Genomic DNA, 13,678 nt, shown 5'->3' on the forward strand with positions numbered 1-13,678 from the left:
TTGGTTAACTGTTGAGGTCGTCGATCTGGCCGACATGAATCGCTGTAAAACCGGTGGGGACGCCGCTGAGCTGCGGCCGACAGCGGCGTCCTCCATTTTCGGTCAGCCGACCAGGGCCTCACCGATGTACTCACCCTCGGTGCAGCCCGGGGGCACCACGAACGCGGCCGAGCCCACGTGCGTGATCCAGATGTTCATCGCGTCGGACTCGGCCAGCCGCTCCTGGACCGGTACGAACGAAGCTGCCGCATCTTTCTGATACGCGGCAAAAAGCAGACCGCAGTCCGGCTTTCCGTCCGATCCCGGACCGTCGTCGTAACTGAACCCGCGCCGCAGCATGCGCTCGGTGGGGGTGCGGGCCGTGGCCCGCACCACGTGGGCCTCGGCCGCGACGACGGGAAATCCCTGGCCGTCGACGGCGGCGGTGTCCGGATCGTCTTTCTCCGCACCGCCGGTCACCGGGCTACCATCGGAAAGCCTCCGGGCGGTGGCCATTTCCTTGGCCGGCCGACCGAGATCGTCCCAGGTGTCGACATCCATGCGGATGCGCCGGAACACCAGCATGCTGCCGCCCTTCAGCCAGCCCGGGCCGTCCGACCACACCGTGGACCCGAAATCCTCGGTGCCGGAAGCAGGATTGGCCGTACCGTCGCGCTGCCCCATCAGGTTCCGGGGCGTGGTACCGGCCGGTTCGCTGTCCCGCGCGGGGTTGAAGCCCGTCTGGCACCAGCGCACCGAGGCCAGATCGCGGGAATCGCGCACCAGACGGCGCAGGGCGTACGACAGGGGAACCGCGTCGTCACTGCACACCTGGAGCAGCACGTCGCCGCCCGACCAGCGGTCCTCGAGCCGGTCGGTGGCGAACGCCGGCAGATGGCGGATGACCTCGGGGCAGTCGTCGCCCCGCCCGATCGCGTCGAACAGCCCAGGGCCGAAACCGAACGTCACGGTCAGCCGGGACGGCAGGGCCGGGATCTCCGGGTCGTTCCCGGCCAGGGGCGCCCGTCCCGCCGTCAGTCTCGCGGCGTCGTCGGTGAGAAGCCGCAGCAGGCGCTGCACGTGCGAACGGTCGGCTCCGGGTTTCAGGTCCAGCGCCAGGAATCGTGCATGGGCCTGCGCCCCGGTGGCGATCCCGGCCTGATGAGCTCCGTAAAAGGGGACGACCTGTGCACCTTTGGCTTCCGCCGTCACCACCGGTTCGGTGTCGGTCCCGGACAGGGCCAGGGTGGCCGCGGCGCCGGCCAGACCTCCGCCCGCCAGCGTGGCGCCGCCCCCGAGCAGGAGGCGGCGCCGGCTCAGAGGAGGCTGGATCACTCCATGCCGTCCATGTCGTCGTACTTCTCCTCGCCGGCCGAGGTGGTCTTGGCCAGCGCGGTGAAGTCCTCGGTCGAGCCGTCGTCGAGGGTCAGGCGCACCGTGACCTGGTCACCGGCCTCGATCGACTTCGCCAGATCGAGCACCATCACGTGGTCGCCACCGGGCGCGAGCTCGTGCTTCGACCCGGCCTTCACCACGAAACCACCCTCCTTCTTCTGCATCACCATCGAGCCGTCGACCATGGCCATCTCGTGCAGTTCGGCGGTGCTGGAGGCCGAGGTCTTCGCCGACTGCACCGTGACGTCGGTGGTGCCGGTGTTCTCGAGCGTGCCGAAGACCGCGGTCATCCCGGCCTTGGTGTCGGCCGTCTTCACCCACGGGTCGACGACGGTCAGGCTGTCGGCGCCGGTGCTGGTGATCTCACCACCGACGGCCTTCACCCCGGCGGTGGCGGCGGCGGACGATCCACCGGCGCAGGCGGACAGGGTGGTCACCACAGACAGGGCGGCCAGGGTGGTGGCTGCGAGGGCGAGGCGCTTGCTCTGGTACTGGGGCATGACGAAGTAACTCCTCGGGCGCTGAAGGAACGCCGATGCCGCACCATGGCCGCGAAAGGGTCAGGGGCACCGGCGAAGGGTGAACGTTCCGGCTGTGGGCAGCCAGACCTGCGAATCAGGCGAAAATCGCCGGAGAACGCGGTGGGCCACGGCGCCCGACGGCACCGGTGAGGGGTTCGGGCCGGAGCGGGGCAGTGCGGCGCGAGGCGGTACGGCGTAGCCGGGCCCGCACCGGCAAGGGCCGGAAGCGGGCGGGAAGCTTCGGGAAGATCCACGAAAGCATGCGCCACAGAGCGGTTTCGCCCTTGCTCAGGAGAAGGCCGAGCAGGGCGGCGGCGCTCAGGTGGGCGAGGACCATCAGAGGCGAACTGCCGGCCATGGTCATCGCCGGGTTGTCCTGGCAGACCAGAGATCCCGGGTGGGCCATACCGGGATGGCTCAGGTGGGAAGACATCTGCGCGCAGTCGGCCGCCGGGCCGAACTGCCCGAACAACCAGTGCAGTGCGGTCTGGACCGCGACCATCGCGGTACCGACAGCCGCTGGTCGGTGCAGCTTTCCGGCGCTGAGCACGGCTACCGGGGCCAGGAGCAGGCCCAGCCCGGCCAACAGGATCGGGGAGGGCGCGGTGCCACCGGCGAGAAGGTGGGCCACGGCGGCGAGAGAGACGGCGCAGGCCGAGAAGGCCCCGGCGCGCAACACCCGGAGCTTGCCCTCGACGAGCTGTCGCTCGGCAGCCCGCGTACTCACGCGTTCAGGATAGCCAGAGTCTTCCGGTCCCTGCTGCCGGGCAGTTCGCTCGTTCAGGATTCGATCAGGATGTCCGGGGCGGCGTGCGGCCGGGTGACGCCGTCGACGAGGATCACCGAGCCCGAGCTGTTACGGGTGCGCAGCGGCAGGATGGAACGGTAGGCGGGAGAGTCGTACCAGTCCCGGGCGGCCTGAAGGCCCGGGAACGAGATCACCACGATGTCTCCCGCCCAGGTCTCTTCCAGCGCAAACACCCGCGCGCCGTGCACCAGGAACTGGCCTCCGAAGGGCTCCAGCGTGCTGTCGATGCGGTGCAGGTACTCGATCACTTCGTCGTTCATGGTGACGTCGGTGAGGTGGGCGATGGCGTAAGCGGTCATGAGGACGACGCTAGGTGTCGGTGCGGCCGCCCGGCGATGACCTCACAGGTCATGTGAACGGTACGGATCTCCGGTGAGGCTGCCCTGCGGAATTCGCCGGGAGGTTGCCGAATCGCCCCGCCGAAAGAACTGAATTTTCGGTTCCTTCGGCCCGGGGATCGTCGGTAATGCCCGGAATGAATAAGGGAAGTGGTTGCTTGGCTAATTTTCACATGCCATCTGAGCTGCGGTGATGATTTCTTTCGAGATGTAGGGGAGCATTACCTAACGGGGATGAGGCAAGGTTTACCTCGGCTGTTCCCGTATTGCGGGGCGGGGAATTATCTGGTCCTCTTCGGTTAAGCAATGTCCCGGAGAACGCCTGACGGAAAGAAGTTGGTCATGACCACCATGCCCGCAGTGAGTGAGTGCTCGGTCGACGGTTGCGGCTACAACCACGACGGGTGTCACGCCTTCGCCATCACGGTGGCCGGGAGCAACGGCAGCGCCGACTGCGGCACGTTCATCCCGCTGGCGCGCAAGGGTGGTCTCGACAAGGTGGTCGCGCAGGTGGGCGCCTGTCAGCGTGCCGACTGCTCGTTCAACAGCGACCTGGAGTGCTCGGCCAGCGGCGTGCGCATCGGCGCGGGCACCGGAAGCGCCGGCGCCAACTGCCTCACGTATCAGCCTGCCTGACATCGCGGACACCACTGACATCACTGACGTCACCGATGCGCCTGCGGGCGCTCGTCCTGGGGTGACCCCGGCGCCGTCTCGGCGCCCATGGGGTTACCCCAGCGTCGTTTTGCCTGGCTGGAGGCACTGACATCAAGACGTCGCCACTCATGACGTCAATCGACTAGACAGTGACGCCACTGTGGCGTCATAGTGATGCACATGGACGTCACCGCATACACCGCCCGCCTCCACCGGGATCTGTACGCCGCCGGCGAGGTGGGCGGCGAGGAGACCCTGGCTGTCGCCGGGCACATGGCCAATGCTCTGGACTCCTCGATCCGGCTCGTGCTGCTGGACGCGCTGGTCGAGGCGGCCGGGGAGATCACCGAGAACCTGAGCCCCGGCTCGGTCGAGGTTCGTCTGCTCGGCCGGGAGGTGCAGTTCGCCGTGACGCCCCCGATCGCCGCGCCGGTCGAACCCGTCCAGCCCGCTGCGGCATCACTCCCGCCGACCCCGCAGAGCGGTACGGAGGAGCCGGAAGACGACGGTGGCACCGCCCGGCTCAGTCTGCGTCTGCCCGAACGTCTCAAGTCCCGGGTCGAGGAGGCCGCCTCGGCCTCCGGGCTCTCCGTGAACGCCTGGCTGGTGCGCTCGATCGCCTCGTTGGTCGATGCGCCCCCCGCCGCGCCGGTCCCGCCCGCAGCCCCGCCGGTCCCGCCCGTCGTGGGTCTGGGGCAGCGGCGCTCCGGCTGGGTCCGCTGACCTCTTTGTCACGGCCGTAACGGCCGTCCCGCACCACTTTTACTCGCGCACCGCTCTCACCTGGAGTCGTCATGCCCGAATTCAGCACCCCTGAGCCCATTCACGCCTTGATTGACATCGGTGGCCTCTCTCTCACCGTGCACGCCGTCGAGGGTGGTACCAGCACCTCGGTCGAGGTGAGCCCGCACAACCCCCGGCGTGCGGTGGACGTCGAGCACGCCCGTAACACCAGCGTCTCGCTCGTGGGGGGCCGTCTCACCCTCCGCTCCCCGCGCAGTACCAAGGCCCGGCTGAAGAATCTCTTCGGTTCCTCGGAACGGGTCGACGTGGTGCTCACCCTTCCCGCCGGCTCGAAGCTGGAGATGCGGGGATGGGGCGACGTCAGCTCGGAGGGTCTGCTCGGCGACGTCGACCTCAGCACCGGGATGGGTGACGTGAACCTGGAGGAGGTCGCCGACATCCGGGCGAAGACCGGGATGGGCGATGTCCGCGTGACCTGCGTGCGGGGCACCGCCGACCTGCGGACCTCGGCCGGATCGGTCTCGGTCGGCCAGGCCCAGGGTGAGATGACGGCGAAGACCTCGGCCGGCGACGTAAGGATCGAGGAAAGTCATTCGCTGGCAAGGCTTTCCACTTCGGCCGGGGACGTGAGGGTGCAGCGGGCCCTGGCCGGCATCGAGGCCCGGACCTCGGCCGGTGACGTGCGACTGGGATCGGTGAGCAGCGGCCGGATCACCGCCAACACCTCGTACGGGCAGCTGGAGATCGGCATCGCCCACGGCACGGCCGCCTGGCTCGACGTCAACGCCCGCCACGGCGTGGTCCGTAGCGCTCTCGAAGACATCGACGGACCGGGCGATTCCGAGCTCACCGTCGAGATCCACGCGACCACCGGATACGGCGACATCGTGCTACGCCGGGCCTGAACACCTACCGGACATCAGTGAACGAGGAGCGCACCATGACCGTTCCACCCGTTCCATCCGTCCCCGCCGTCCCGGGAACCGGACGTCCCGGCGAACTCGGGATCGACGTCCGCAATCTGTGCAAGAAGTTCGGCGACCGCGTCGTGCTCGACGGCATCGACCTCGCTGTGCCGCGGGGCACCGTCTTAGCCCTGCTCGGGCCGAACGGCGCCGGGAAGACGACCACCGTCAACATCCTTTCCACCCTGCTGTCACCCGACGCCGGGACCGTCCGGATCGCCGGGCACGATCTGGCCGCCGAACCGGCCCGGGTGCGTTCGTCGATCGGGGTCACCGGTCAGTTCGCCGCGATCGACGACCTTCTCACCGGCGCCGAGAACCTCGTGCTGATGGGGCGCCTGCATCATCTGGACCGGTCCGAGATCCGTCGCCGCAGTGAGACCCTGCTGGCGCAGTTCGGGCTCACCGAGGTCGGTGGAAAACTCCCCACCACCTATTCCGGTGGCATGCGGCGCCGGCTCGACCTGGCGATGGGTCTCATGGGCCGGCCGGACGTGGTCTTCCTCGACGAACCCACCACCGGTCTCGACCCCCGCAGCCGACGGGAAATGTGGGACGTCGTGCGTGAGTTGGTCGCGGGCGGGGTCACGGTGCTGCTCACCACCCAGTACCTGGAGGAGGCCGATCAGCTCGCCGACCGGATCGCCCTGCTCGACGGCGGGCGGATCGTGGCGCAGGGCACCGCGGCCGAGCTCAAGCGGCTCATCCCCGGTGGGCGCATCACCTTGCGGTTCGCCGACGCCCAGGCGCTGGGGCGGGCCGAGTCTCTCCTGAACACCATTGCCGCCAAACCCGAAGAGCTGAGCCTCGACGTGGTCGGGGCCGCAGACGTTCCCCAGGTACGGGATCTGCTGAACCGTCTGGACGCCGAGCGGATTCCGGTGAACGACATCGTGCTGCACACCCCCGATCTGGATGACGTCTTCCTCGCCCTCACCGGGCGTCCTCAGGCCGGGCCGACCCTGGAGGCATCGAGATGAGCACCGCGATCACCGACTCCGTCACCATGTTCACCCGGCAGACCCGGCGTCTGTCGCGATACCCCGAGCTGACCGTGATCGTGCTCACGGTGCCGATCGTGTTCCTCCTGCTGTTCGCGTTCGTCTTCGGTGGCACTCTCGGGGCGGGGCTGAACTCGGGGGCTACCGGCGATCGGGGCGACTACGTCAACTACGTCATGCCCGGGATCCTGCTCATGACCATCAGCATGGTCGCGGCCGGCACCTCCACCGGTGTCACCCAGGACATGACCACCGGCATCATGGCGCGTTTCCGCACCCTGTCGATCTCGCCGGGATCGGTGCTCACCGGTCACGCCCTGGCCTCCGTCGTGCAGAGCCTGATCTCGCTGGTGATCGTGATCGTGGTCGGCCTGCTCATCGGATTCCGGCCGGGGGCCGATCTTCTCGGCTGGCTCGGGGCGATGGTCCTGCTGGCCGGTCTGTCGCTGGCCATCGCCTGGCTGGCCGTCGCCGGTGGTCTGATCGCGCGCTCGGTGGAGACCGCGAGTAACTTCTCCGCTCCGCTGACCGTTCTTCCCTTCCTCGGTAGCGGTTTCGTTCCCACCGACTCGATGCCCGGCCCGCTGGCCTGGTTCGCCGAGTACCAGCCGTTCACACCGATCATGGACACCCTGCGGGCCCTGATGCTCGGCACTCCCCTCGGGGCGGGCACCGCCGCGGCCGCGGCGGGATGGTGCGTCGCGCTGACAGCGATCGGATATGCCTGGTCCCGGCGTGTCTACGCCCGTCCCCGCCGCGTCTGACGCATCCTGGTCAAGGTTTCCGGTCGTACGGATCCGATGCGCGCAAGGTCTGAACCGGCGGTGCGCCCACCGCCGAGTGCCCGAGGCCCTGACTGAGACGTTCGGCCGACCCGCCTCCCATTACCCCCTTCAGCAACGTTCCGTAAACAGCATCGCCCCGCGTTCCCGTGTCGGCCGGTCGTGCCGCGCGGCCGGAACGCGGGGTTCTATGCGTTTTGCCCGGGGCACTATCCGCCGGCCCGCCGGATTTGTCGCCCAACGGAAACTGTTGTGCTCGAACCTCTTACCGACTGTCCCAGAGGAGGGGGACAAGTGGTTGATGGGTCGTGCGGGGTGGCTACGGGGTGCTGGTGGAGGGGGCCGATCAGGTGCGCCGAGCAGGGGATACCGACTACTCTCCACACTTGAAAGAACACGATCCGTGTTTGAGGTCGGATCGCGGGATGCGGGAAGGAGGGGGCATGACGCTCCTGCATGGCGGTGGCGCCAAGGGCGCCGGAAGGCAGCGCGGCAATCGGCAACGTACCGCCGATGCCGATCCTGGTCCTGCCCTGCGCTCTCTCCTTCCGAGGAACGTCGAAGAGGACGAGTCCGCGCAGGAGCAGGTGACGACCGAGGCCGGTCTCGTCACCCGGACCCCACGGGGAGCTGAGGGAGAAGCTGGACGTGAGCACACCGAACAGCCCTCTGGGGGCTCGTCCGGTGTTGATCGTGACGCTGTTACCGCTGCGCGCCCAGATTCGGGTGATCTCACCTGGGCCGAGATGGTGAGCGGACGGTCGGGGGGCCGGCGGGGTGCGCGGTCCGTCCCGCGCCTGGAGATGGGAAGCAAGTACCGGTTGCAGTTCGGCCGCTCGGAGCAGGCTCGCTCCGAGGCCGGCCCCGTGACAGATCCGACCGTTCACCCTGGTGCGAATGTTGTTGCTGGTGAGGATGGTCGGGGTGGATCGGTGGTCGCGCCCGACCGGGCCGCGGACCATGCCGATTCGCCGGCTGACTCTGCCCCTGACGTGATGGATGTGTCTGGTGGGCTCCATCACCGCGCTGGGCCGCGGGGTGGGGATCCGGCGGGTGGGGGATCGGGACGTGTGGGGCAGTCGCTGCCCAGGGCATCGACCGGATACCTACCGAATGACGCAGTCACTGCGGACGAGAACGACCACCGGAGCAGGACCGGCTCGGCCACCGAGGTCGGGCCTGGCGGAACGGATTTCGGGGACATGAGTGGCTGGGGTGCCGCTGATGTGGGCCCGGGTGTGGCCGGGAACGGTGTGGCCGGGAACGGTGTGGCGGCTGACGGCCTGGCTGGGGCCGTTGAGGTCGGTGTCAGCCTGGCGGGCGCCGGTACGACGGGGCCTTCTCCGACCGGTGCTTCCGGAGACGGGTCTGTCTTCGATGGAGCGCCCTCGACCGCACCGCCTTCTGCCGAACTGCCCACGGACGCACGGCCGAGCGCCGCCACGGGGTCGCCGGCAGCTACTGAATCGTTCGCCGGGGCTGGATCTCACCCGGCCGCGGAACTGCGTTCGGGCGCGAATTTCCCTATCGCCGCTGATCTCCCCGCGCCCACTGATCTTCCCGCGCCCACTGATCTCCCCATCGTCACCGATCTACATGCCGCCACTGATCTACACGCCGCCGTTGACCTTCGGGCGGCTCCTGCATCACGCACCCTCACCGGCCCGAGTGTGGCCGGTGCGATGACGGCGAAGGTTGACCATGTTCTCGCTCGCGATCACGCAGAAATTCCCGGTGGGGGTCTGCCTGATCACGAACGGGGTGATGGGGCGCTGCCGTCGAGCGTGGGCGGTCGCCGTAGTCGGGGATCGTGGGCAGAGAACGCATCGTCCACCGACCCGAGGCTTGATCTCTCCGGGCCGGGCGCGGGACTGCCCGCTGAGTCTGAACCGCACACCATGACCGGATCGGATCCGGCCGGCCCGTCGCTTCCTGAATGGTCCTCTGACATCGATCCTTCCCGAGTCAACAAGTCAGCTGATCCGGAAGCGTCCAGCATTGACGAGTTGTCGGTGGTCGACGAACTGCCCGTGGTGGAAGACGCCGTGACCCTGGACGCGGCGCTGCACCGGATCGCGGATGCCGGGCCGACCTCAGCCGAGGTACTCCAGGAGCTGGTGCGCGACGCCGGTCTGCTGATGGACGCCCCGACGCGGATCGCCAGCGTCGTCAACGACCGGCTGATCTGGACGGCGGCCTACGGTGACGAATCGGTCGAGCTGGGTTCTGAGGTTCTGCTGGAGAACACCGCCTGCGGGGCAGCCTGGGGGACAGCGCTGATCCAGCACGTGGCCGCCGTTGATCCGGAGAGCGATTCTGCTGGCGTCGAGCTGAATACCGAGTGCTGTGGTTCGGCGGCGGCGGTGCTGGCGGTTCCGTTGCTACGCGCGGCGCCGGCGGGATCAGGGCGGCACGCGAGCATCACCCGCGAAGTGCTGGCTGTGCTGGCCTTCACCGCGGACCGGCCGGGTTGGTTCACCGATGAGGACATCGAGGCCACGGCCGATCTGGCCGAGGTGGCCGGTGAGCGGATCGCCACGCTCGAAGAGGATGAACTCGAAGAGGATGAAGACGACCTGGTCGCCCGCGGGGCCGCTGAGCCCGGGACGGCCGGACCGCAGGCGCGGCTGGAATCGTGGCTGGCGGAGCGGCAGCAGGCCGGGGGCGTCGCAGCCGAAGCGGTGCGCGAGCCGGCCGGCGAGGGTTTCGACCGGTGGTTCACGCCGAACGTGCCCAGCACTGCCTACGAGCCGGACAACCCGGCGGCATCAGCGGTTTTCGGTGCACTGGCGGCAGCCGAGGAGTCCGGGCCGGAGCGGGTCGTCGCATCGCCCGACGGTCGGCAGGACTATCGACACGATCCCTTCGGCCTGTTCACCCCGCAGCAGCGGGAGTACCAGGCCGAGTTCCAGAGCGATCCAGTCGAAGGTCAGAACGATGAGCGGGAAAGGGTTTCCGCGTTCGACCAGCTCTTCGACCAGGCCGCTTCCGACCGGCAAGACGCTTCCGACCGATCGATCTCGACCGCCGGCACCTTCGACTGGAGCGATGATCAGTCTCTCGACGAGGCGCTGAACCCGGAGGACGACGTCGACGAGGAGGACACGTCGGCCGGTTCGATGCTCGGTGGGAGCGATCCGGAGGAAACATCTTCCGGTCCGTTCGGGATGTCGGTTCCGAGAGGCGAGCGTCGCGCCCGCCGGGAGCGTGACCGTGCGGCACACCTGGAGGACGAGGATCTCATCGGGCAGTCCGTCACCGGACAGCAGACTGAGGTGGGCCAGCCGGTCGAAGCGAGCCGGTTGACGGAGAGCACCGCCCATCGGTTGGTCGAACCCGTTCAGCAGGTGGACGCGGGTCGGCCCGGCGGACCAGGACCGGAACCGGGTGCCGGATCACCGGCCGGTGCCGAGGAGCGGTCTGAGACCGGCCAGCAGTTCGAGACCGGCCAGCAGTTCGAGCTTGGCCGGTCGACCGAGACCAGTGGATCCTCCGCAGCCGGGCCGCGCAGTGATGCCGTTGAACAGCGCAGCCTTGCCGAGGAACAGAGTTCGGTCGGCCAGTGGGTCGAGGCCCCGCGTCGTTCCATGGCCAGGCGCGCAGCCGAAGGCCGGCAACAGCGAGAAGCCCGGCAGCCGGATTCCGCCTCGCGGACGGGTGCCGGCCAGCAGCCGGAGGTCGGACAGCAGGTCGATGCAGGCTCGGTGTCGGGCTCGGTATCACCGTCCACGGCGACCGGACCGTTCTCGCCGGTGGCTCAGACATCGGCCGCCGACTGCCGGACGTCCACCGGCACCGGCCAGTTCGAGGCGGTCGAGGTCGATGACACCGGGGCTCTCGAGGTCGGGACCCTCGATGCCGGAAGCTTCGCCGCCGCGTCCACCGGGTCCATCGGGCCTGCCGGGTCCACCGAGCCTGCTGAGCGTTCTGAGGCGAAGGTGTCCGCGGCTGATGTCGTTGCGGCTGGTGACGAGGCCCCGGACGAGGTCTGGGTGCGTGACCAGGTGCTCGATCTGAACACCGAGACCGCGGGTGAGGAACCGGGCTGGGCCGGTCAGAACACCAACCGGAGCATCGCCCCGACCGCCATCCACGCACGTCTGGCCGAGATGCGCGGAAACCCGCGAGTCGTCAATCGGGTCAACGGTTCTCCGGAGCTGCGTCAGGATCTTGGGCTTGAGCTGCTCACGCCTCCCACCGGCAGCCGGATGCCCCCGACCGGGGGAGGCCGGGGATCCGGCGCCGCACTGTTCGGGGGCTCTCTTCCTGTCGACGACCGGCGGATGCCGGGCCCGCGCAACCGTCGTGAACGTCCACCATCGGGTTCGGCTCTGTCGATCTCGATGCCCTCGGCCGACAGCATGGGGCTGTGGCAGTGGGACGCCGTGAGCAACGCCGTGACCTGGTCGTCGCCGGTGGCCCGTCTGCTGGGGATGCCCGCCGACGTGGAGCTGGACCTGGGCACCGTCCGGTCGGTGCTGGCGGGTGCCGATCGGGGCCGGTTCGACGTGGCGGTGCAGGCGATCCGCAGTGGCCGAGGCGTCGCCGGGGCACTGCGCCTGCGCACCCGGGACGGGCAGGCCAAGCACGCCTACGCCTGGAGCGAGGTGCGACGCGACGACAAGGGCAACCTGCTGGGGGCCTGGGGCGGCGTCGTCGACATCACCGCGTTCGAACGGGACGCCGATGCGCTGCGCTCCGGCCTGGCCGGGTTGCGGGCAGCGCAGGAACTGGCGGGTCTGGCCACCTGGGAATGGCGACCGGAGACCTCGGAACTCATCTGGTCGGACGAGATGTACCGCCTGGTGGGTGTTTCCGCGGAGAATTTCGATCCTGACCTGGACCGCTGGCATGCCTTCGTCCACCCCGACGACCTGGATCGGGCCCGCCGGGTGGACGTGGACCTCGACCCGCAGGGCTTTGAGGACGAGTGTGTCGAGACGTTCCGGCTGATCGGTACCGGCGGCGAGATCCGGCACGTGCAGTCGTGGGCGACGCCGGGACGGGCGCCCGACGGCACGATCACCGCGGTCTACGGTGCGACGATCGACGTGACCCGTCAGGTGCGCGACCGGATCGAGCTGGAGCGGGTCGCGGCCACCGACCCGGTGACCGGGCTGGGCAATCGGGCCTCTTACGAGCGGAGGCTGCAGCTGCTGCTGCGGGCCACCGGACCGACCCCGGGTGCCAACGAGAATGCCCTCAGCGTGGTGCTTCTCGATCTCGACCGGTTCAAGGTCGTGAACGACAGCCTGGGTCACGAGACCGGTGACCGGCTGCTGATCGAGGTGGCCCGCCGCCTGGTCGCGGTGGTGCCGGACGGTTCGCTGATCGCCCGGATGAGCGGTGACGAGTTCGTGGTCGTGGTCCCGGCGGGCTGGTCGCAGGCCCGGGTGGTGGGCCTCGCCCAGACGATGCTGGAGGCCCTGCGGGCACCCTACGTGCTGCCGGGATCGGGTGAGGTGCTGATCTGCCCGGGCAGCGTGGGCATCTCGAGCAACCGGGGGCGCCCGGGCTCGACCGGTGCCGACCTCCTGCGTGAGGCCGACATCGCCCTGCACCAGGCGAAGGATTCCGGTCGCGACGGCTATGCGGTGTTCGACGAGGCCCTGCGGGAAGGGGTGCGCGAGCGCCGCCGCACCGAGCAGCGGTTGCGGATGGCCCTGGCCGACCGGGGTCTGACCCTGGAGTACCAGCCGATCATCAACCTGAGCACGAACCGGATCATCGGGGCGGAGGCGCTGGTGCGTCTTGTGGACCCGCAGGGCGGCGAGCATCTGCTGGCTCCCGGCCAGTTCCTCGACATTGCCGAGAAGACCGGCCTGATCGTGGAGGTCGATACCTGGGTGATCAACGAGGTGATCGCGCAACTGCGGTCGTGGTCGGAGAACGCGGAGGATCTGCGGGCTGCTGATGCGCGGATCGGTGACCAGACAGGTCGGGGGCAGGTCACGCCGCCGTGGCTGGCGATCAACCTGTCGGCCCGTTCCACCGAGCACCCGGGCCTGGCGTTCCACCTGATCGACGCGGTGCGCCGGGGTGACTTCGGCCCGGAGAAGCTGAAGGTGGAGCTGACCGAGCAGGCGTTCGCCAACGCCGACCCGGCGGTGGACCGAGCGCTGAAGGAGCTGATCTCGGCGGGGATCGGGGTCGGGATCGACGATTTCGGTTCGGGTCGGTCGGGTCTGGCCGGGCTGCAGCGGTACAGCTTCGACTTCATGAAGATCGACCGCTCGTTCGTCACGCCGGTCGGCGAGGACTCCCGCGCCGACGCGGTGGTGACAGCCATCGTCGATCTCGCCCACGCCCACGGGATGCGCGTGATCGCCGAGGGGGTGGAGTCCGGCCGGCAGGCGCGGCGCCTGCGGGAGATCGGCTGTGACTACGCGCAGGGTTATCACTTCGGCAGACCCGGTGACGTTTCACGCATCATCCGCGGATAACCTCATCACCCTGCGCCCCGGGTGCACTCCGCATACCCTGTTCAC

10 protein-coding genes are annotated in these 13,678 nt (G+C 68.8%); 6 read left to right on the forward strand and 4 right to left on the reverse strand.

All coding sequences use genetic code 11. The annotated features are described in order from the left end of the window. Positions 1 to 102: 102 nt before the first annotated feature. The 4 genes from QSK05_RS03150 to QSK05_RS03165 all read right to left on the reverse strand — a co-directional run bounded on the left by QSK05_RS03150 (position 103) and on the right by QSK05_RS03165 (position 3,002). Positions 103 to 1,314, reverse strand: a complete 1,212-nt coding sequence (locus QSK05_RS03150) for a Dyp-type peroxidase (protein ID WP_285593690.1) — start codon at positions 1,312 to 1,314, stop codon at positions 103 to 105. Continuing rightward, positions 1,311 to 1,874: a copper chaperone PCu(A)C gene (locus QSK05_RS03155; protein WP_285593692.1), complete on the reverse strand. Its 564-nt coding sequence runs from the start codon at positions 1,872 to 1,874 to the stop codon at positions 1,311 to 1,313. Before QSK05_RS03155 ends, QSK05_RS03150 begins: the two co-directional genes overlap by 4 nt. A gap of 115 nt (positions 1,875 to 1,989) precedes the next feature. Continuing rightward, a complete protein-coding gene (locus tag QSK05_RS03160; RefSeq protein ID WP_285593693.1) occupies positions 1,990 to 2,622 on the reverse strand; it encodes a hypothetical protein in 633 nt (210 codons plus the stop codon). A gap of 53 nt (positions 2,623 to 2,675) precedes the next feature. Further along, positions 2,676 to 3,002 (reverse strand): DUF1330 domain-containing protein, encoded by a 327-nt coding sequence (locus QSK05_RS03165; protein ID WP_285593695.1) that lies wholly within the window; start codon positions 3,000 to 3,002, stop codon positions 2,676 to 2,678. A gap of 375 nt (positions 3,003 to 3,377) precedes the next feature. On the opposite strand from QSK05_RS03165, the gene QSK05_RS03170 reads away from it, so the two are divergent. The 6 genes from QSK05_RS03170 to QSK05_RS03195 all read left to right on the forward strand — a co-directional run bounded on the left by QSK05_RS03170 (position 3,378) and on the right by QSK05_RS03195 (position 13,633). Further along, a complete protein-coding gene (locus QSK05_RS03170) occupies positions 3,378 to 3,677 on the forward strand; it encodes a DUF1540 domain-containing protein (RefSeq protein ID WP_502879707.1) in 300 nt (99 codons plus the stop codon). Positions 3,678 to 3,878: 201 nt separating this feature from the next. Beyond that, positions 3,879 to 4,421, forward strand: coding sequence for a hypothetical protein (locus tag QSK05_RS03175; RefSeq protein ID WP_285593698.1), 543 nt, complete (start codon positions 3,879 to 3,881; stop codon positions 4,419 to 4,421). Between the two features lie 71 nt (positions 4,422 to 4,492). Continuing rightward, on the forward strand, positions 4,493 to 5,347 hold the full coding sequence (locus QSK05_RS03180; RefSeq protein WP_285593699.1) for a DUF4097 family beta strand repeat-containing protein: 855 nt from the start codon (positions 4,493 to 4,495) through the stop codon (positions 5,345 to 5,347). Positions 5,348 to 5,382: 35 nt separating this feature from the next. After that, complete coding sequence (locus QSK05_RS03185; protein WP_285593701.1) at positions 5,383 to 6,387, forward strand: ATP-binding cassette domain-containing protein; 1,005 nt, start codon at positions 5,383 to 5,385, stop codon at positions 6,385 to 6,387. Then, positions 6,384 to 7,172 carry an ABC transporter permease gene (locus QSK05_RS03190; RefSeq protein WP_285593703.1) on the forward strand — a complete coding sequence of 263 codons (789 nt, stop codon included), beginning with the start codon at positions 6,384 to 6,386 and terminating at the stop codon, positions 7,170 to 7,172. The genes QSK05_RS03185 and QSK05_RS03190 overlap by 4 nt, the downstream gene beginning before the upstream one ends. A gap of 2,030 nt (positions 7,173 to 9,202) precedes the next feature. Continuing rightward, positions 9,203 to 13,633, forward strand: a complete 4,431-nt coding sequence (locus tag QSK05_RS03195) for a putative bifunctional diguanylate cyclase/phosphodiesterase (RefSeq protein WP_285595155.1) — start codon at positions 9,203 to 9,205, stop codon at positions 13,631 to 13,633. The last annotated feature ends 45 nt before the right edge of the window (positions 13,634 to 13,678 follow it).

The sequence above is a fragment of the Kineosporia sp. NBRC 101731 genome (assembly GCF_030269305.1).
Classification (GTDB): Bacteria; Actinomycetota; Actinomycetes; order Actinomycetales; family Kineosporiaceae; genus Kineosporia.

Bases quoted from the DNA above. Each gene is read 5' to 3' on its own strand.
- QSK05_RS03155 (WP_285593692.1), bottom strand. From the start codon at position 1,874: ATGCCCCAGTACCAGAGCAAGCGCCTCGCCCTCGCAGCCACCACCCTG.
- QSK05_RS03165 (WP_285593695.1), bottom strand. From the start codon at position 3,002: ATGACCGCTTACGCCATCGCCCACCTCACCGACGTCACCATGAACGAC.
- QSK05_RS03175 (WP_285593698.1), top strand. From the start codon at position 3,879: ATGGACGTCACCGCATACACCGCCCGCCTCCACCGGGATCTGTACGCC.
- QSK05_RS03180 (WP_285593699.1), top strand. From the start codon at position 4,493: ATGCCCGAATTCAGCACCCCTGAGCCCATTCACGCCTTGATTGACATC.
- QSK05_RS03185 (WP_285593701.1), top strand. From the start codon at position 5,383: ATGACCGTTCCACCCGTTCCATCCGTCCCCGCCGTCCCGGGAACCGGA.
- QSK05_RS03190 (WP_285593703.1), top strand. From the start codon at position 6,384: ATGAGCACCGCGATCACCGACTCCGTCACCATGTTCACCCGGCAGACC.